This window comes from Flavobacterium sp. LC2016-13, assembly GCF_009707955.1.
Taxonomy (GTDB): Bacteria; Bacteroidota; Bacteroidia; order Flavobacteriales; family Flavobacteriaceae; genus Flavobacterium.
The window spans coordinates 165,710-185,529 of sequence record NZ_WMDQ01000009.1; the positions used below are offsets into that span (position 1 = coordinate 165,710).

The window sequence follows — 19,820 nt, forward strand, 5'->3', positions numbered from 1 at the left end:
TTTTTAGGTTTTAATTCGGTTAATAAGTTCTAAACAGGCGCGGCTATTATGATACGGACATTTCCAGAAACCGGCTTTGTCTTTTTCTATTAGGGAATAATCGCGGTAAATTCCCCAAAACCATTCTCCGTTTTTAGTATCAAGAATGTGTTTTTTTATAAAATCCCAATTTTTGAGAGCAATATCTAGATAACTTTTGTTACGCGTTAATTGATAAGCGTTATAAAAACCAATTAAGGCTTCGGCCTGAACCCACCAATGTTTTTCGGCAATTAATTCATTTTTTTCAGGACCAAATTCGTACCATAAACCACCATCAATGTCTAAACCTTCTTTGGTTACTTCTGCCATTTGAACGGCATGTTTTTTATAGTTTGAAATTAAAGTTTCATCTTCTGAAATTTCGGCACAATACAATAAAAGCCAAGCCGCTTCGATATCATGTCCGTAGGAGATAACGTCTGGTTTTTCGATCCAGTTTTCATCAAAAAACAAGCGTAAATGCCCGGTTTCTGTATTGATAAAATGCTTTTCTATGGTTTGTAATAATTCAATAATATCTTTTTGAAGCGTTTTATCTTTCCAAACCTTAAATAAATTTGCATACGCTTCTACAATGTGCAAATGCGTATTCATCGTTTTCTTTTCGTTGGCATCTTTATTGCTTAAGCGCAAATCTTCTATCGCTTGCCAATCGCGTGTAAAAGCTTCCAGATAACCTTTATTGACAGGATCATAACTGTGTTTTTGTATTCTCAAATATAGATTTATCGCGATAGCTAAAGCTTTCTCGTCTTTTGAAATCACATAATATTCAGATAATCCATAAATGGCAAATGCTAAAGCATAAATCTGGTTTTTAGTGTCTTTTGGAGTTGTATCAGCATTAATACTCCAAAATAAACCTCCAAATTCTGAATCATAAAAATATTGTGAAAGAAACTCAAAAGCGCGCTTAGCAATGTTTTTATGCTCTTCATTTTTAGTGATTTGATAACTTGCCGAGAAAGACCACAAAATTCTGGCGTTTAAAACAGAACCTTTTTCAGCGTTTTCAATGCTATTTTCATTACTATCAATCTGACCTATAAAGCCGTTATTTTTAGTGTCGATGGCATTTTTTGACCAATAATCTAAAATAGAATCAAGTTCTGCCGATAATTCGGTTTTAAGCTGCTTTAGTTTTGTTGACACGATAAATTATATTGCGTTATTTTTCTCAATCTGGTTGATAATTGTTTTTACTGAACCTGCAGAAATAAACGTATCTGCGGGCGTATTTGTAACATAATCTACCAGTTTTTCTACAGATGAAACCGCAACATGCATTCTGGTGTCTGATGAAGCATAATAGACATATACAGTTCCGTCAGTATCTTCAATCCATCCGTTTGAAAATAAAACATTTGATACGTCACCAACTCTTTCAATTCCTTCAGGACCCATAAAATGTCCGGCAGGTACGTAGGTTACTTTCGAAATATCATGTAAATCAGTCATGAACATATAAAGCGTATAACGTAAACCTGCAGCAGTATTACGAACTCCGTGTGCGAGATGCAGCCAGCCTTTTTCTGTTTTAATAGGAGCGGGACCAAGTCCGTTTTTCAATTCATAAATCGTATGATATTGTTTCCCAAAGATTATTTTTTCCTCTTTAACGACTGGGTTTGTCATATCATCAACATATCCTAAACCAATTCCGCCGCCTGCACCAACATCAATAAAACCATCTTGCGGACGTGTGTATAAAGCATATTTTCCGTTTACGAATTCAGGATGTAAAACTACATTTCGTTGTTGTCCTGTATTTGAAATTAAATCCGGTAATCTTTCCCAATTCACTAAATCTTTAGAACGCACGATTCCGGCATTGGCTACAGCCGAACTTGTATCACCTTTTGGTGCTTTCGGATCTTTTCTTTCAGTACAAAAAATGCCGTAAACCCAACCATCTTCATGATTAATTAAACGCATATCGTACACGTTTGTGTCCGGTTCTTCGGTTTGTGGAATCACGCATGGTTTATCCCAAAACTTAAAGTTATCTACTCCGTTTGGACTTTCTGCTATAGCGAAAAAAGACTTTCGGTCAATTCCTTCAACACGAACAGCAAGAAGATATTTTCCGTTCCATTTCATTGCTCCGGCATTAAAAGCGGCATTTACACCAATTCTTTCCTGCAAAAACGGATTGGTTTTTTCGTTTAGATCAAAACGCCAGTTTAATGGAACATGAGATGCTGTAACAACCGGATTTTTATAGCGTTCGTATATCCCGTTTCCGGTATTATCTTGTGGAGCATTTTTTTGCTCGATTAGTGTTTTATGTTCTTTTTCTAATGCTACTTTTCTATCCTGAAAAGTAGTCGAAGATGTTATTGTTGTCATATGAATTGATTTCGGTATCTGTAATATTTTAATGGGTCTGGTCTCGTTTTTCGTTTAAATCTTGTTCTATTATTTGAAGTTTTTCTTCAGATAAAGGATAAAATAATATGAAAGCGACTGATATAAAAGCTGCGAAAGCAGGTAATATGCTTAGCATTAATTGAATTCCGTTTTGCGTTACTGCGGTTTGCTCGACATTTGCCTGAAAACCGTAATAGCCTAAAAGCCATCCGGCTCCGGCGCCACCAATTGTCCAGCCAAATTTTTGAGACATTGATGAAGCTGAAAAAACCAATCCGGTAGCTCTTCGTCCTTGTTTCCATTCTGAATAATCGGCGCTATCAGCATACATTGACCAGATTAGCGGGAAAATGCAACCTGCACAAATGCTGATTAAAACCTGAAAACTCATGATTAGGAAAATATCTTTTTTTCCGAAGAAATAGAAAATTAAACTCAAAATTGCGGCTAAAGCCATCGCTCCAAAAAAGGTTTTCTTTTTACCAATTCTGTTGGCAATTGGTGTTGCAGCAATAACTCCGATGATATTTGCAGCCTGCCCTAAAACCAAATAAATTGAAGTAGGAGTCATGTGAAAAGCTGTTCCGAAAAGTGAAAAATCAAAGTTTATACTGCTGCTTACATAATATTTGAAATAATAAACGGCAGCTCCGTCACGAATGGAATTGAATACTAAAGCGCCAATTCCGGCGCCCAACAAAATCCACCACGGTTTGTTTTTTAGTAAATCTTTTAAATCTTCTTTTAGATTCGTTTTTTCGTCAGAGATTGGTTTTACTCTTTCTTTAGTGAAGAAAAAACATCCCCAGAAAAAAGCAGTTGTAATGATTCCGAAAACGGAAATTGTTGCCAACCAGCCTGTTTTAGAATTTAGGCTTCCACCGAAGTAATTTACTAAAGGTTCAATTAACCAAAGCGCCAGAAGACTTCCTCCAAAGGCAAAAACCATTCGGTACGATGATAAAGTCGTTCTTTCTTTTCGGTCTGATGACATTACACCTAAAAGTGATGCATAAGGAACATTGATTAACGAATAAATCATCATCATGGCAGAATACGTTACATAGGCATATATTATTTTTCCTTTTTCATCAAAATCAGGTGTATAGAAGGTTAAAACCCCAATTACGGCAAAAGGCACGGCAACCCATAATAAATAAGGCCTGAATTTTCCCCACTTGCTTTTGGTTCTGTCAGCGATGATTCCAACAATTGGGTCGAAACAAGAATCCCAGATTCGGGTAATTAAAAACATGGTTCCGACTATTGCAGGCGCCAACCCGAAAACATCGGTATAAAAAAATAAAAGATACATGCTGAAAATTTTCCAGAACATTGATGATGCTGCGTCTCCAAGACCGTAACCTATTTTTTCTTTTAAACTTATTTTGTCGTGCATTCGGCTTTTTTTTAAGGTTGTGGTTTAGATTTGGGTAGTTATTTTAATAATTCTATGTGTTGTTTTTTGACGCGGATAAAACGGATTTACTTCGTAAAAACGCGGATTTAAACGTTTTTTTAATTTTTAATTCTCAATTTTTAATTTTTTTTAATGTCTTTTTCAAAAAGTGTTTTATCAAGATTGTAGAAATCAACAAAATCTTTTTCACTTATTTGGCCGGAATAAGGGGCGTAATAATGCATTTTTTGTTCTTTTTCCTGCCAGCCGTGATTTCTCCATAATAAAACATACGATATTTTATAATCACCAATAGCTTTAGATAAAGTTCCTGTCCACCATTTAGGATCTGGAATTGCTTCGTATCCAGCTTCGGCGAAAGCCATTAATTTATGTTGATTTGCAGCGATTTCATTTAAAATTTTAAATTGCTTTTGAGTTTGTTCAATAAATATTGCGCCTTCTTTGTCATTGTTATTCTGATAGTTATCAAAACTTAAAATATCGGCATAATCGTCGCCAGGATAGTTGGCGAGAAATTCTTCTTTTGAATTGAAACTGCCTGTATTATAGACGTAAATTAAATTGTGAACTCCTTTTTTCTGTAAATATTCGAAGGTAAATTTCCATACTGCTTTAAATTCTTCAGGAGTACAATTTCCTTTTCCCCACCAAAACCAGCCACCGGTAAGTTCATGATAAGGCCTGAAAAGTATCGGAATATTTTTTCCTTTTTTATCTTTTAATGATAAAAAGAAAGCTGCGGCTTTGTCTAGCCAAGTGGTAAATTTTTGATGATTTTCTCCGCCCGGTAAAATTGTTTTTACAGCATTTGGTGTATTGTCCCAGGCATTTTTTCCTGTTGCAGGATTATCAAAATGCCAGCTTATTGTGGTTATTCCGCCTCTTTGATTGGCTTCTTTGATGTATTGTTTCATTTTATCAAACGGAACTCCATCTATATTTTTAGTGTCATCTTTTTCTAAACCTGCAATGTCCCAGCCGTAAACGGCAGGATAATCTCCAACAACATCTTTTACATCGCTTCGACCATTTTCATATTTCCAGTTTACACCATAAGCAAGATCGTCCTGATGTCCAAAAAGATATCCTTTTTGAATTAGCTGATTTAGTTTTTTATAAAGCAAAACAGTTTTGTGTGTTGCTTTTTTATCTGAAAGTGACAAATTAGTATCAGTTAAGGTTTCTGTTGAATAACATGAAGTTCCTGTAAATACAGCCATTATTACTATTAGGATATTTTTTTTCATTACAAATATTGTTGTTCTTCAGATTAATTAGTATAAAACTATAAAATGATAATGGCTTAAAAGTGCTTTAATTTGTGATCGAGAATTTAATATTATTTTTTCTTTAAAATTATTAAAACTATAAAAATATAGTATATTAAAAATGATTAATATTTAATATGAATGCTCTTTTTGTAAAAACAATAATTCTATTTTTCAAAGATAAACGGATGATTGTAGCATAATTAATATTATTTTATCAATTATATATCATATTATTGCAAATAAAAAAAGGAATATCACTTAGTAAAATTGTTTTGAAGATGAGTACTACTAAAAATTTTTACAGAGAAATTGCGCCACTTTCGGCTGGAGACAGCTTTTTAGTTTTTGACAGGGTAAAAGATAATTTTGATTTTCCGGTGCATTATCATCCTGAATTTGAGATTAATTTTATTTTAAACGGAAAAGGAGTTAGACGTGTTGTTGGAGATAATATTGAAGAAATTGATAATGTAGAATTGGTTTTGATTGGGCCAAATTTATATCACGGTTGGGAATTGAATAAGTGTACAAGTAAAAAAATTCATGAAATTACGATTCAGTTTCATAATGATTTATTTCATGAATCTTTATTGTCGAGACGTATTATGAATCCGATTCGGGATATGTTTAATCGTTCGATTCATGGCATTTTATTTTCTAAAAAAGTAACGGAAGAATTAACGCCAAGATTGGTTAAGCTCTCTAAATTAGATGGTATGGACTACTTTTTAGAAATTACTTCTTTATTATATGACCTGGCAAATTCGAGAAACCAACGTTTGCTTTCTACGTATACTGTAGATTATGATACGTTTGATGATTATGATAAAATGAAGCTGGTTTATGAATATGTGCAAAAACATTTTGCTGAAAAAATTACTTTAGAAGATGTTGCCGGTGTTGCGAGCATGTCTATAATTTCTTTTAATCGATTTATAAAAAAGCGCACGGGAAAAACTTTTGTCAATTATATTAATGATATCCGAATTGGATATGCAGCACGTTGGCTTGTTGAAAAAGACATGAGTGTTTCTGAAGTTGCGTTTAAATCGGGCTTTAATAATATTGCGAACTTCAATCGTAGTTTTAAAGCTACTAAAAATTGTACGCCAAGTCAGTATAGGGAAGATTTTTCTGGACTTAAGCGTATTTTATAATGATACTTTTTTAGCACAAACAAATATTATTTTTAACGAAATCGTTTGCATTTTAGCCGATTCGTTAATTTTAATTTATAATTCACACCAATTCAAGGGATGGTCATTGCGAATAATGTAAAATTTATTCATTTTATTTTTCATATATGTTTTTTTAAAGCGATATAGTAAAAATATTATCATTAAATGATATAATACTATTGATTTAATGTTTTCTTCTGTTATAGATTTGTTAAATAATTTAGAAAATAAATACCACTCTTTTATTACTGAATTATGGACAACAAATTTAAACTAACCAAACATTTATTATGAAAAGACTAATGACTAACTTCATTCATTGGAACGCTAACCACAGATTAGTTCCTTTGATTTTATTCTTGTTGCTGACATGTAATTTTGTTAAGGCTCAGGTAAAAATATCCGGAGTCGTATCTGATGACAAGGGATTATCTATTCCGGGCGCAAATATTTCGGTTGCAGGAGCAAAGACATCTGCTTCTACAGATTTTGACGGAAAATATACGATTGACGTTCCTGCAAATTCAACTTTGATATATTCTTTTATTGGCTTTACAACACAAAGAATCGTGATCAGCGGAAAAACGACTATAAATGTGGTTTTAAAACCTGCTGCTGAAGACTTAAAAGATGTGGTTGTAATTGGTTACGGTACGCAAAAGAGAAAAGACATTAATAGTGCTATTTCCAGTATTAGCTCTAAAGATATTGAAAATTTAAAAGTTGTTTCGTTTGATCAAATGATGCAGGGTAAAGCTGCAGGGGTTATTGTAAGCAGTAATTCAGGTGAACCGGGAAGTAATGTTTCGGTAAGGATTAGAGGGGTTTCATCTTTAACGGGTACAAATGAACCTTTGTATGTAATTGATGGTGTACCAATTTCAGGTGATGCTCGTAACTCATCTACTTCGGGTAGAAATGCACAGGGAAATACAAATTTTTCTAATAACGGGAATATTACACAAAGTCCTTTAGCGCTTATTAATCCAAGTGACATTGAGTCTATTGATATTTTAAAAGATGCTTCGGCTACTGCGATTTATGGTTCTCGTGGTGCTAATGGTGTTATTATCGTAACGACTAAATCTGGTAAAAAAGGTACAGGTAAATTATCTTTCGAAAATTCTTATTCGATAAGTAATCTTCCAAAGAAATTGCATTCTATGAATTTGCAGGATTATGCAAAACATCAAAATGCTTTGGCAGATGTTTATGATCCTACGGCTAAACGTCCTGAATTTGCTCATCCTGAACTTTTAGGAAATGGTACAGATTGGCAGGATGCTATTTACGAAACAGGAATTATGAAGAATAACCAATTATCGTTTTCTGGTGGTAAAGAAGGTGTAAATTATTATATCTCGGGAGGTGTATTAAATCAGGAAGGTATTGTGATTGAATCTGGCTTTAAAAGATATAATTTTAGAACCAACGTCGATGCAAAAGTAAACAACTTTATAAAAGTTGGTGTAAACGTAAGCGGAGCAATTACAGATGAAAAATTGACTTTAAACGGTCAGTTTAATGGAGTTGTTGCAACTTCTTTATTAGCAACTCCGGATGTTGCTGTCAGAGAATTGTCGGGAGCTTTTGCGGGTCCGCCGGCGGGAGGTGCAACATCATTTGTAAACCCGGTTGCTACTTCTTTATTAGGTTCAAACACATTGGTGAGAAAAAACTATGCAGGAAATTTTTATACTCAGATTGACTTATTCAAAGGTTTAGAATATCGTTTTGAGGCTGGTGGTTATATCTACGATAATTTAGGACAGCGATTTGATCCTATGTATTCATTGGGTAATGCCGTAAAAAGTTATGCTAATTTGTATTACAACCCATCAACCGGTAATTCATGGAATTTAAAAAACATGCTTACCTACAGAAAAACAATTGACAAACATAGTTTTACAATTTTAGCTGTACAAGAATCTAACAGGTCGCACTGGCAAGGATATTCTATAACAGGTTATGGTTATAAGGATAATAATGATAAATCGCTTGCGGCATCAGACTTGTCGAAAGCAGTTACAAGCGGCGTGTATTCAGGAACTCAAACTTTGGCTTCTTATTTAGGAAGGGTTGTTTATGATTTTGATGATAAATACGGTCTTTCGGCTGCGGTAAGAACAGATGGATCTTCAAAATTTTTCATAGGAAATAAATGGGGTGTTTTTAGTTCTGCATCCGGTTCATGGAAAATTTCTCATGAGGCTTTTATGGAAAGTACCAGAAAATATGTTGATGATATTAAACTTAGAGTAGGTTGGGGACAAACAGGAAATAATCAAATTGGAAATAACTTATATGATTCTAATTTGCATTTGGTTAATAGTTCAATGGGAACTTCTTACCTGCCATCAAATACACCTAATAAAGATTTAAAATGGGAAACCCAGGAACAAACTAACTTAGGTTTAGATTTTACAATGTTTAAAGGTAAGCTTACCGGAACGGTTGATGTATACAAAAAAGTGAATAAAAACTTCTTGTATCAGGTTCCGTTACCAAACTACCTTTCTGGTGGTGGTGATTATGAAGGTGGTGTAAATCCTCCTTATTTTAACCTTGGTAGTATGGAAAATAAAGGTATTGAGATAACGCTTGGTTATACCAATCAATTTACAAAAGATTTCTCGTGGAATACGAGTGCGAACTTTACCAGATTTGTAAATGAGGTTACGAATATGGCAGGATTAAATATTGTGAAAACAATGGGTACGCTTGCGTATAATACGGTAACGGTTTCGAGAACTCAGGAAGGTTTGCCAATTGGTTCATTTATAGGATATGAAGCGACTGGTATTTACAGAACTGATGATGATTTATTAACTTACGGACATGAAACTTCTCCGGGAAACAGAGTGGTTCTAAAAAATGGAACGAATTCATTATTGCCAAATTTTCAAAAAGGAGATGTTATCTATAAAGATCAAAACAATGATGGTGTTATTGACTTAAAAGATTTAGTTTCAATTGGAAATCCAAATCCAAAATTTACTTACGGATTCACCAATAATTTCAAATATAAAAATGTCGATTTATCTATTTTTCTTCAGGGAACTGCCGGAAATAAGATAATGAATTTAACCCGCTTATCAGGAACAATGAATAGCAATTTGGGGACAAATTATTTAGCAGAAGCTTCAGATTTTTACTCTGCTTCAAATATAAATGCTTCTTTGCCAAGACCTTCAACTTATGATGATATCAATAATGCGGTATCTACACGTAATGTCGAAGATGGATCTTATTTAAGAATTCAGAACGTAACTTTAGGTTATTCTTTGCCTTCTGATATTATTTCAAAAATAAAATTAACAAGATTGAGGCTTTATGTTTCCGGGCAAAACCTATACACTTTTACAAAATACAAAGGCTATGATCCTGAGGTAGGTAATTACAATCAGGACGCATTATTATCAGGTGTTGATAATGGTCGTTATCCTGTTCCGAGACAAATCTCTTTTGGTTTTAATGTTGAATTTTAATACGTATTAATATGAAAAATATAATAAAAAGAAGCAGTGTTATTGCCGTAGCAATGTTGATGTTAATCTCATCGTCTTGCTCGCAGGACTTTTTAGATGTACCTGCCGAAGGAACTCCTACAATTGGTAATTATTACGATTCAGATACAAAACTTGATAATGCAAGCAACGGATTATATGGCATCGTTTGGTTTAATATGAACAAATCGGCTTTTTACGGTATTACAGATGTAATTTCAGGTAATATGTATGCGAGCCAATATAATGACTTTGGTAAATTCACAGATTTGAGTTTTACCAATTCACAAGCTTTTATTTCTGATGCGTGGAGATCATGTTTTGGTGCAATAGCAAATTCTAATGCTTACATTAATAATTTACCTCAAAGTGTTGGGCCAAATGTTAGTCCGGCAGCATTAAATAATGCTTTAGGGGAAGCACATTTTATCAGAGCTTTTTCTTATTTCTTCTTAGTGAGATTATGGGGCAATGTGCCAATTATCGAAAACAATGCAGATTATTCTAAAAACTTTGTTATTCCTAGTAATCCCGTTGATGATGTTTATACTTTTATAGAAAACGACTTAAAATTTGCCATTGCCAATTTAAGATCTAAAAACAGAGGTTCTGATTATGCTTCAAATGCGCATGTGTCTAGCGGATCTGCAAAAGCCTTTTTAGCAAAAGTATATTTATACCAAAAAAAGTATGACCTGGCAAGAGCAATGGCTCAGGAAGTAATTACAAGCGGAGAATTTAAATTGTTAGGTGGAGAAGAATTGCCTACAAAATCTTTTGCTGATTTATGGCTTCAAAAAAACAATAACAACGAAGAATCAATCTTTTCATGGCAATGGACAGGAGCCGGAACTTATTTTGAAGGTAATTTCTCAAACACATTATTTGCTCCCGAAAACAGATTGGTAGAAACTACCTATTCAGGTCAAATTGCGCCATCTCAGGATTTAATTCATAATGTTTTTGAAAATGGAGATAAAAGAAGAGCAGAAACATTTATGCTGCCGGGAGATTATTATCCAAATCTAACGTATGCTCAAACACTTGCTGTAGATTCTCCAAAACTATTAGGCTACACATTCGAAATCGCAAATGAAGCTCAAAACTCAGGAGCAGGATTGAAAAAATATGTAATCGGAAAAGAAAATTTACCTATTACCGGGCCGTTTAATGCTCCATTTAATGGAGAAAGCAGCATGAACAGTTATATGATGCGTTATGCAGAATTATTATTAATTCATGCCGAAGCAATATTAGGTTCACAATCAGGAAGCACTTCTGATGCATTAGCGCTTAAATCTTTTAATGCAGTTCGTAAAAGAGCAGGTTTGCCTGAGAAAGCTTCTATTTCTTTTGATGATATATTTAAAGAAAGACGTGCGGAATTAGCTTGCGAAGGAGATTATTATTTCGATTTAGGACGTTTGCCTTTCAGCAAAGCCAAAGAAATATTAGAAGCACAAAACAGAGGAGATCAAGACATAGAAAAACACATTACAATTTCTGCAACAAGTCTTTTATTGCCATATCCAGCTGATGACTTAATTAAAAATCCAAAATTGACAGAAGTAGCACCGTATACTTTTAAATAATTTTAAAAATAAAAATATGAAAAATATAAAAATTGTTTCGTTAACAGCATGTATCGCATGGGTGTTTTCTTTAATGCTTTTTAGTTCATGCTCAAATGATGATAATAATACAGAAGCTACTGGTGGTGGCCCTGTTATAGAATCAGTATCACCTTCAGGATATAATGAAGATGGTAGTATGAAACCATTAACTCCGGTAACAATAGGAGATCCAAAAAATTACTACGTCATTCACGGGAAAGGATTTCTTAGTACAACAAAGATTTATTTTAATGATTTTGATACTTATTTCAGACCAACTTTTGTAACAGACACCGATATTATTGTATTAATCGATGAAAATACGCCTTATGCAAACGCTTCAAATCAGTTAAAAGTAGTTACAGCGGGCGGTACAGCAACTTTTGATTTTATGGTTGCGCCACCAGTGCCAACATTTAGTAGTTTTAATTTAATAAACGCTTCCGAAGGTGATGAGGTAACTATTAAAGGAAAATATTTCTTAAATCCGGTGGTTACGCTTGCAAAAACTGCTACACTACCAGCTGTTCCAGTAACGATAGTATCTTCTACACTAGAGCAAATTGTGGTAAAAATACCGGCAAATGCTAATTTCAGAACTCTTGCCGTAACCAATATATCCGGAACTGCAGTTGCGAAAGAAGCTATAGGAACGGCATTGTATGATGATGAACTTTACGGAATGCAATGGGGAGGGCCTTGGGCAGGAAAAGGCGTAAATTTTGCTTTTGAAGGAGATGCATATCAGGGAAATAAATCATGGCGTTGGGAATTTGGACAATGGGATGGAGGAAACTGGGGTTTCAATGTTGATATGACACCATATAAAGCCTTAAGAGTTGCTGTTAAAGGTTCAAAAAACGGACGTGTGAATTTTAGTGTAAACGGAGGAACTAATTATGTTATTCCTGTTACAACGACATGGGTTTATATTGAAATTCCTTTAAGCGATTTAGGAAACCCTACAAGCGTTACCATGCTTACATTTCAGGAATCTAATAATGATGGAGGTAACACTGTATTGTTTGATGATATTGGTTTTGTTTTAAAATAAAAGCATTTATTATATTTTGAATTTTGTTTCAAGTATTCCCTAATCTACTCAATTAGGGAATACTTTTTTATACTATATTTTAAAATCGATTTTGATGAAAAAAATAATTTTAATAGTGACTTTAAGTGTTTCGATGTTAGGTTTTGGACAAGGAAATACACATACACAAGCAGGTGGAAAGTTTGAAGGTTTGGCGATGACACCTCCAATGGGTTGGAATTCGTGGAATACTTTCGGAACAAGTATCGACGAAAAACTGGTAAAAGAAACAGCAGATATAATGGTTTCGTCAGGAATGGCTGCTGCAGGATATAAATATATTGTACTCGATGATGGCTGGATGACCAGAGAACGAGATGTTAACGGTGATTTAGTTCCTGATCCGGTAAAATTTCCTAACGGAATGAAAGCGGTAATTGATTATGTGCATAATAAAGGTTTAAAATTTGGGTTGTACAATTGTGCCGGAACGCAAACCTGTGCAGGTTATCCCGGAACTCGCGGTTACGAATATCAGGATGCTCGTTTTTATGCTAAATTAGGAATCGATTTCCTGAAATACGATTGGTGTAATACAAAAGGAATAACCGCTCCCGAAGCTTATACGACAATGAGCAACGCTCTTAAAACTGCCGGAAGACCAATTGTTTTTAGTCTTTGCGAATGGGGAGATAATCAACCGTGGGAATGGGGAAAACCAATTGGTAATCTTTGGAGGATTTCAGGAGATATTTATCCTTGTTTTGATTGCGAATTTAAACATGAAGAAGGAAATTGGTCTTCCTGGGGATTTATGAAAATTGTCGAAATGCGAAAAGATATTCGTAAATATTCAGGTCCTGATCATTGGAATGATTTTGATATGATGGAAGTTGGCAATGAAATGAATGACATTGAAGATAAATCACATTTTTCGATGTGGTGTATGATGGCTTCTCCGCTTGTTGCCGGAAATGATTTTAGAAAAATGTCTAAAGAAACCCTGGCAATTTTAACCAATAAAGAATTGATCGCCATTAATCAGGATAAATTAGGAATTCAGGGTTTTAAATATGCTGCTGAAGACGGATTAGAAGTTTGGCTAAAACCTTTATCAGATGGAAATTGGGCTGTCACTTTTTTAAACAGAAGCGATGTTGCAAAAAAAATCAATTTTGATTGGAAAAAACATCTCATTAAAGATGTCGATTTTGGTTATGAAGCTGATTTTAGTAAAACAGTTTTTAAATTAAAAGATCTTTGGAAAAACAAAGAAATCGGCAATACTAAAAAAAACTTTATGGCTGATCTTGCTTCTCATGATGTAATTACACTGCGATTAATTCCGTAAAAAAGTTTACTATGAAATCAAAAACCAAATTTTTTATTATTTCTTTATTTTTAATGTGTTACTTCTCTAATGCACAATTTGTAAAACAACACGGTCAATTAAAGGTTGTTGGAACTCAATTACTGGATAAAAACAATAATCCAATAGTTTTGCGTGGAATGAGTTTTGGCTGGCATAGTATGTGGCCAAGATTTTATAATGAAAAAGCAGTTCGCTGGTTAAAAAAAGATTTTAATTGCAATATCGTACGGGTTGCAATGGGTATAGAATTAGGAGAGATGTCTTATATGAAAGAACCGCAATTCTCAAAAGATAAAATAGAAGCTGTAATTAAAGGAGCAATAAAAGCAGATATTTATGTCATTATAGATTGGCACAGTCATAATGTTAATCTAAAAGAAGCCAGGGAATTCTTTGCAGAAATGTCTAAAAAATATGCCAAGTATCCCAATATAATATATGAGGTTTTTAATGAACCCGATTACGAAAGCTGGGCAGAAGTTAAGGCTTACGTCGAAGAAGTAATTAAGGTAATCAGAGAAAACGATCCAAACAATATTATTTTGGTTGGTTCGCCACATTGGGATCAGGACGTAGATCTTCCTGCGGCAGATCCTATAAAAGGATATAATAATTTAATGTACACCATGCATTTTTATGCCGCAACGCACGGTAAAGATTTAAGGGATAAAACAGATAAAGCAATACAAAGCGGTTTGCCAATTTTTATTTCTGAATCGGCAGGAATGGAAGCAACAGGAGATGGACCGCTAGATTATAAATCCTGGCAAGAATATATAGATTGGATGGAATCCCGAAAACTGAGTTGGATAACATGGTCAGTTTCTGATAAAGATGAAACATGTTCTATATTAAAAAAGTCAGCCCAATCAGAAGGAAATTGGAAAGAGAAAGACTTAAAAGAATCGGGAATAAAAGTTCGTGAATATCTAAATAAATATAACCACTAAAAATTTTCAGTATACCTATCGCTTCAATATTTATCATAATGATATTTGAATCGATATAAATACATATCAAAAAGACGCACAGTTGTGCGTCTTTTTTTGTTTCTACAATCCATGATTCGAAATCTGCTATTTATAAATCAATACTATTTTAATGTTTTGTTTTTGTAAGAATAATAATTCTGTTATTGTGAGGCTTTATTTTTGGTAAAACTTAATATGATTTTTCACTTTTATATTCTTTAAAAATAAATACCCCTATTTTTTATGGGGTATAATTTATTTTGAAGACTATTTTTGTAAAATAGCTTCTAATTTTGAATGTAATTTCTTTTTAAACCCTTTATTGTTGGTGCGTTTTAGTTAAAAACCGTTATTGAATTTTCAAAAACAAAACGCTATAAATGTCAAATAACGATTATTGTTAAAATAATTTTTGTAATCCATAATTCTTGCTATAAAACATCAAAAAAATAGGTTTGAGTTCTTGTACTCATGCAAAAGTTAATAAATTCGCTAATGAAAATGAAGAGGTTTTAAGGGGTAATAAGAGGTTTTAGAAGTGACTTATAGTATACAATACATATATAAAAATTTAACTAACCAGAATCAATTAATAACTAAAACCAATTAAAACATGAAAAAAGTATGTCACATTTTAGCTGCGATGCTAACGAGCTCTTTTGCTTTTGCTCAAGATGATACCGAAACGACAGTTTCGCCGGCAACAACTTGGGGAGGATCAGCAGATGCTTATTACAAATATGATTTTTCAAAACAAATGAATGGATTAACGAGCTTTACCAACTCACAAGATTCATTCGAATTAGGAATGGCTTCCGTACAAGCAAGTCACACATTCGGCAAAGCTTCTGTTTTTGTCGATTTAGGATTCGGAAAAAGAGCAGGAGAATTTTCATATAATGAAACAACAGATAAAGATATTAACGCAAAATTTTTAATTAAACAATTATTTTTCACCTATCAGATTACTGATAAATTTAAAGTTGTCGCAGGTAGTTTTGGTACACATATAGGATATGAAGTATTAGACGCAATAGGAAATAAAAATTATAGTATGTCTTATGCGTTTTCATACGGGCCATTCTTTAATACTGGGGTAAAAGCACAATATACCTCAGGAAAATTTACGGCAATGTTTGGTATAACAAATCCAACCGATTTTAAATCAGCAATGGATGCAGGTTCAAGTCAAAAAACATACATCGGACAAGTAGGTTTTGTTGGCGAAACAGGTAGTGCATATTTAAACTTTACATCAGGAAGTACTAATCCTACTCCGGGAAGTTTGGTAATACCAACAGACGAAAACAAAACGCAGTTTGATTTAACTGCTTCAAAAACAATAAGTGATAGTTTTGGTCTTGGATTGAATGCGACTTATGCTAAATCTAAAAATGATTTTGACAGTACGTTAGATGGAGAATGGTTTTCGATAGTTGGATATGCTAATTACGCATTCAAGCCATCTTTAAGTTTAGCATACAGAATTGAATATTTCGATGCTAAAGATGCTTTAAATCTTGGAACTTTAAACGGTTCTAGTGTATTTGCAAATACGGTTTCATTAAATTATAAAGTTGGAAAACTTACAATAATTCCTGAGTTAAGATACGATGCTGCATCAGAAGATATCTTTTTAGATAGTGATGCTGCTCCAACAGGAGGATCTTTCTACGGATTAATTGCTACAACATACTCTTTCTAGAGATAAAGATTGATATTTTTTTTTTTTTTGGAGCTGTCACTACATAATAATGTTTTGGCAGCTTTTTTATTTGGTTATTTTTTTGCCACAGATTAAAGGATTTTTTCAGCCACGAATTTCACTAATTCCACTAATTTCTATGCTGCTTAAACTTAACTAAATTGTACGGTTTTAATTTGTGCTAATTAGTGAAATTCGTGGCAAAAACAGACATCAGTATCAAAGAAGAATTAATCTTTTTAATCCTTTTAATCTGTGGCAAAAACTAAAACTTGATATAAAAAAAACGCGTTTCTAAATATTTAGAAACGCGTTTTATATTTTATTATTTGATGTTTTACTGAACCTGTTTTTTATAGATTGAATAAATAGTATCTATAGTTTTTCGATCCAGAACCGAAGTTGTATCCGTTTGAATATAATGCAATTTGAAAGCTTGAATTGCTGCTGAAAGATTCTTAGTATTATAACCAATGATTCTTAGGGCTTGTTCAATTTTAAAATCAAAAGGAGCCTCTTCCAGAATTTCGTCCGGCCAGATTCCGAAACCTTTCTCAGCTAATGTTTTCCATGGAAATAATGCGCTTGGATCTTGTTTTCTCCCAGGAGCAATATCAGCATGAGCTAAAAAGTTTTGAGTCGGAATATTATAATCTTTTTTTAGTTTAGTCAAAAGAGCAACCAAACTGCTTATTTGAGCTTCTGTGAAAGGTTTAGAACCATTATTATCAAGTTCGATACCAATTGAACTTGAATTTAAATCAGTGTTTTTACCCCATGTAGATGCTCCGGCATGCCAGGCTCTTAAATAATCATTTAGCATTTGAACCACTTTCCCATTTTCAGATATCACATAATGAGCACTCACTTGTGTTCTGGTTTTTGTAAAAGTGTTTATAGTTTGCTGAATTGAATCTTGGGCTGTATGGTGAATAATGACAAAACTTGGTTTTCTCAAATTAAAATTTACAGTCCCAATCCATTCCGTATTTATACCGTTTAGTAAAGCCGTAGATCCCGTTTTTGATAATGTATCTTTTACGATACCCAATTGCTGTGCATAAGTAGTATCTATAACCACAGGAGTAATTCCCGGAATTGGTTGAGCTTCTTTGCTTGTAATTTGACCCTCTAGAGTTTTAAGCTGCTGATCATAAACTTTCTCGGTACTTTTATAAGGATTTGTAGAGCAAGAAGTAATTATAATTGCTAAAACAAGATAACACAGATGTCTTTTTACCATGATTATTACATTGTAAGATTAATAGAAATAGTTATTCTTTTACTGTTTCTGTGTTTTCTTTTGTTTCTTTAGAGTCATTGGAGTCTTTTTCTTTTTTCTTTTTAGACTTCGTTTTTTTTATCTCTTTAAAATTCGCCATAAAGGCCGTATATTTTTCAATTTGATCAGGATTAAGAAAAGCAGTTACTTTTTTTGTTGTACTTTCTCTTAAAGCTTTCATTTGCTCCATTTTTTCGTCCTGACTGCTGCTTTCATTTTTCAAAAGAATTCCTTGTTCTCTCATGCTGTCAGCAAATACATTCGTGATTGCAATAGCTTGTAATTCATCAAGGTTTACTTCCGGTTTCATTTGCTCTACAATTTTTGCAGCTGTTTCTTCAGGAGGAACTTCTTTAGGTTTACTCGTGTTGCCTTGAGGTCCAGCCATCATGCTTCTGTCCATTCCGCCACCTCTTCCGTAGCCACCGCCACCTCCATAGCCGCCACCGCCGTAACCATTATTGTATCCGTTTCCATATTGAGCCGAAACAAAATTGAAACTTAGTAAGGTGAAAACTAAAATAAATAAAAATTGGATAGGTCTCATAAAGTGGTTTTTATCAAAAGTTAACAAATGTTAGCGTAAATTTAAGCAGGTTCTCCGTATAAATCAAATTCTGTTGCTTCAATTATTCTTATATTAACAAATTCTCCTGTTTTTACGTAATGTTTCGACGCATCTATTAAGACTTCGTTATCAACATCCGGACTATCAAACTCAGTTCTTCCAACAAAATGAGCTCCTTCTTTTCTGTCAATGATACATTTATAGACTTGACCAACTTTTTCCTGATTCAAATCCCATGAAATTTGCGATTGTAATTCCATGATTTCATTTGCTCTGGCTTGTTTTACATCAGCAGGCACGTCATCTTCTAATAAATAAGCATGTGTATTTTCTTCATGAGAATAAGCAAAACATCCCATTCTGTCAAATTTCATTTCCTGAACAAAATCTTTCAAAATTTCAAAATCTTCCTGAGTTTCTCCAGGATATCCAACAATTAAAGTAGTTCTAATTGCCATTCCCGGAACAGCAGCACGAAAATCTTTTAATAATTGAGTTGTTTTTGCCTGAGTTGTACCACGACGCATCGATTTTAAAATAGAATCTGAAATGTGTTGTAGTGGAATATCAATATAATTACAAATTTTTGGTTCACGTTTCATTAATTCCAAAACATCCATAGGGAAACCGGTAGGGTAGGCGTAATGTAAACGAATCCATTCAATACCTTCTACCTTAGCCAATTCTTCTAAAAGTTCAGCAAGATTTCTTTTTTTATAGATATCAAGACCGTAATAAGTTAAGTCTTGTGCAATTAAAATTAGTTCTTTAACGCCGTTTTTAGCTAAACCCTGAGCTTCTTTAACCAATTTTTCAATTGGCTGAGAAACATGTGAACCTCTCATTAAAGGAATAGCGCAAAAACTACAAGGTCTGTCGCAGCCTTCGGCAATTTTTAAATAAGCATAGTTTTTTGGAGTTGTTGTTAAACGCTCTCCTAATAATTCATGTTTATAGTCAGCACCTAAAGCTTTCAATAATTGTGGTAATTCAGTTGTACCAAAATATTGATCTACATTAGGAATTTCTTTTTCTAAATCAGGTCTGTAGCGTTCAGATAAACATCCTGTTACAAAAACTTTGTCAACTAAACCTTTATCCTTTTTATCAGCATATTCCAAAATCATGTTTACAGATTCTGCTTTCGCATTATCGATAAAACCACAAGTGTTGATTACAATAATGTTTCCTTCTTCAGCTGCAGGCGCTTCATGTTGTACTTCTTTACCATTGGCACGAAGCTGTCCCATAAGCACTTCACTGTCGTATACATTTTTCGAACAGCCAAGAGTGATTACGTTAATTTTGTTCTTTTTTAAAGACTTGGTTCTCATACTTTTATAAATTGGAGTGCAAAATTACACTTTTTTATTCAAACACCACTTGTTTCGGTTTCTTTTACGTGTTTTTTATGAAACCAATTGCCCGAAACTTCTGAGGTTAGTTTTAATTTTTCTTTTGTTGAACCTAAAAAAAACTAATTTGT

14 protein-coding genes are annotated in these 19,820 nt (G+C 33.5%); 7 read left to right on the forward strand and 7 right to left on the reverse strand.

Features of this window, described 5'->3' with window-relative positions:
- Positions 1 to 3 precede the first annotated feature (3 nt).
- The 4 genes from GKZ86_RS18275 to GKZ86_RS18290 all read right to left on the reverse strand — a co-directional run bounded on the left by GKZ86_RS18275 (position 4) and on the right by GKZ86_RS18290 (position 5,082).
- Entirely contained in the window at positions 4 to 1,194 is a 1,191-nt protein-coding gene (locus GKZ86_RS18275) for an AGE family epimerase/isomerase (RefSeq protein WP_194632548.1), read from the reverse strand.
- Positions 1,195 to 1,200: 6 nt separating this feature from the next.
- Positions 1,201 to 2,391 (reverse strand): glycosidase, encoded by a 1,191-nt coding sequence (locus GKZ86_RS18280; RefSeq protein ID WP_154784496.1) that lies wholly within the window; start codon positions 2,389 to 2,391, stop codon positions 1,201 to 1,203.
- Between the two features lie 28 nt (positions 2,392 to 2,419).
- Positions 2,420 to 3,811 (reverse strand): MFS transporter, encoded by a 1,392-nt coding sequence (locus GKZ86_RS18285; RefSeq protein ID WP_154784497.1) that lies wholly within the window; start codon positions 3,809 to 3,811, stop codon positions 2,420 to 2,422.
- A gap of 140 nt (positions 3,812 to 3,951) precedes the next feature.
- On the reverse strand, positions 3,952 to 5,082 hold the full coding sequence (locus GKZ86_RS18290; protein ID WP_154784498.1) for a glycoside hydrolase family 26 protein: 1,131 nt from the start codon (positions 5,080 to 5,082) through the stop codon (positions 3,952 to 3,954).
- 302 nt (positions 5,083 to 5,384) lie between these two features.
- On the opposite strand from GKZ86_RS18290, the gene GKZ86_RS18295 reads away from it, so the two are divergent.
- From GKZ86_RS18295 to GKZ86_RS18325, 7 genes are all read left to right on the forward strand, one after another.
- The gene (locus GKZ86_RS18295) at positions 5,385 to 6,263 is read left to right on the forward strand and encodes an AraC family transcriptional regulator (protein ID WP_154784499.1); all 879 of its coding nucleotides are present in this window, start codon (positions 5,385 to 5,387) and stop codon (positions 6,261 to 6,263) included.
- 311 nt (positions 6,264 to 6,574) lie between these two features.
- Positions 6,575 to 9,772 (forward strand): TonB-dependent receptor, encoded by a 3,198-nt coding sequence (locus GKZ86_RS18300; RefSeq protein WP_154784500.1) that lies wholly within the window; start codon positions 6,575 to 6,577, stop codon positions 9,770 to 9,772.
- 11 nt (positions 9,773 to 9,783) lie between these two features.
- Positions 9,784 to 11,382: a RagB/SusD family nutrient uptake outer membrane protein gene (locus GKZ86_RS18305; RefSeq protein WP_154784501.1), complete on the forward strand. Its 1,599-nt coding sequence runs from the start codon at positions 9,784 to 9,786 to the stop codon at positions 11,380 to 11,382.
- A gap of 16 nt (positions 11,383 to 11,398) precedes the next feature.
- Positions 11,399 to 12,457 (forward strand): hypothetical protein, encoded by a 1,059-nt coding sequence (locus GKZ86_RS18310; protein WP_154784502.1) that lies wholly within the window; start codon positions 11,399 to 11,401, stop codon positions 12,455 to 12,457.
- 94 nt (positions 12,458 to 12,551) lie between these two features.
- The gene (locus tag GKZ86_RS18315) at positions 12,552 to 13,787 is read left to right on the forward strand and encodes a glycoside hydrolase family 27 protein (protein WP_154784503.1); all 1,236 of its coding nucleotides are present in this window, start codon (positions 12,552 to 12,554) and stop codon (positions 13,785 to 13,787) included.
- Positions 13,788 to 13,798: 11 nt separating this feature from the next.
- The gene (locus GKZ86_RS18320) at positions 13,799 to 14,758 is read left to right on the forward strand and encodes a glycoside hydrolase family 5 protein (protein WP_154784504.1); all 960 of its coding nucleotides are present in this window, start codon (positions 13,799 to 13,801) and stop codon (positions 14,756 to 14,758) included.
- A 634-nt stretch (positions 14,759 to 15,392) separates the two neighbouring features.
- Positions 15,393 to 16,484: an outer membrane beta-barrel protein gene (locus GKZ86_RS18325; protein WP_154784505.1), complete on the forward strand. Its 1,092-nt coding sequence runs from the start codon at positions 15,393 to 15,395 to the stop codon at positions 16,482 to 16,484.
- Between the two features lie 337 nt (positions 16,485 to 16,821).
- Here the strand turns inward: GKZ86_RS18325 and GKZ86_RS18330 are convergent, their stop codons facing one another.
- From GKZ86_RS18330 to rimO, 3 genes are read right to left on the reverse strand one after another with little or no spacing between them, the layout of a single operon-like run.
- On the reverse strand, positions 16,822 to 17,727 hold the full coding sequence (locus GKZ86_RS18330; protein WP_154784506.1) for an N-acetylmuramoyl-L-alanine amidase: 906 nt from the start codon (positions 17,725 to 17,727) through the stop codon (positions 16,822 to 16,824).
- 31 nt (positions 17,728 to 17,758) lie between these two features.
- The gene (locus GKZ86_RS18335) at positions 17,759 to 18,313 is read right to left on the reverse strand and encodes a hypothetical protein (RefSeq protein ID WP_154784507.1); all 555 of its coding nucleotides are present in this window, start codon (positions 18,311 to 18,313) and stop codon (positions 17,759 to 17,761) included.
- Between the two features lie 41 nt (positions 18,314 to 18,354).
- On the reverse strand, positions 18,355 to 19,668 hold the full coding sequence (gene rimO / locus GKZ86_RS18340) for a 30S ribosomal protein S12 methylthiotransferase RimO (RefSeq protein ID WP_154784508.1): 1,314 nt from the start codon (positions 19,666 to 19,668) through the stop codon (positions 18,355 to 18,357).
- Positions 19,669 to 19,820 lie beyond the last annotated feature (152 nt).

Excerpts from the sequence above, each read along its gene's own strand:
- GKZ86_RS18280 (WP_154784496.1), bottom strand. The coding sequence starts at position 2,391 with ATGACAACAATAACATCTTCGACTACTTTTCAGGATAGAAAAGTAGCA.
- GKZ86_RS18305 (WP_154784501.1), top strand. The coding sequence starts at position 9,784 with ATGAAAAATATAATAAAAAGAAGCAGTGTTATTGCCGTAGCAATGTTG.
- GKZ86_RS18330 (WP_154784506.1), bottom strand. The coding sequence starts at position 17,727 with ATGGTAAAAAGACATCTGTGTTATCTTGTTTTAGCAATTATAATTACT.
- GKZ86_RS18295 (WP_154784499.1), top strand. The coding sequence starts at position 5,385 with ATGAGTACTACTAAAAATTTTTACAGAGAAATTGCGCCACTTTCGGCT.
- GKZ86_RS18315 (WP_154784503.1), top strand. The coding sequence starts at position 12,552 with ATGAAAAAAATAATTTTAATAGTGACTTTAAGTGTTTCGATGTTAGGT.
- GKZ86_RS18320 (WP_154784504.1), top strand. The coding sequence starts at position 13,799 with ATGAAATCAAAAACCAAATTTTTTATTATTTCTTTATTTTTAATGTGT.
- GKZ86_RS18290 (WP_154784498.1), bottom strand. The coding sequence starts at position 5,082 with ATGAAAAAAAATATCCTAATAGTAATAATGGCTGTATTTACAGGAACT.
- rimO (WP_154784508.1), bottom strand. The coding sequence starts at position 19,668 with ATGAGAACCAAGTCTTTAAAAAAGAACAAAATTAACGTAATCACTCTT.
- GKZ86_RS18325 (WP_154784505.1), top strand. The coding sequence starts at position 15,393 with ATGAAAAAAGTATGTCACATTTTAGCTGCGATGCTAACGAGCTCTTTT.
- GKZ86_RS18285 (WP_154784497.1), bottom strand. The coding sequence starts at position 3,811 with ATGCACGACAAAATAAGTTTAAAAGAAAAAATAGGTTACGGTCTTGGA.
- GKZ86_RS18300 (WP_154784500.1), top strand. The coding sequence starts at position 6,575 with ATGAAAAGACTAATGACTAACTTCATTCATTGGAACGCTAACCACAGA.
- GKZ86_RS18335 (WP_154784507.1), bottom strand. The coding sequence starts at position 18,313 with ATGAGACCTATCCAATTTTTATTTATTTTAGTTTTCACCTTACTAAGT.
- GKZ86_RS18310 (WP_154784502.1), top strand. The coding sequence starts at position 11,399 with ATGAAAAATATAAAAATTGTTTCGTTAACAGCATGTATCGCATGGGTG.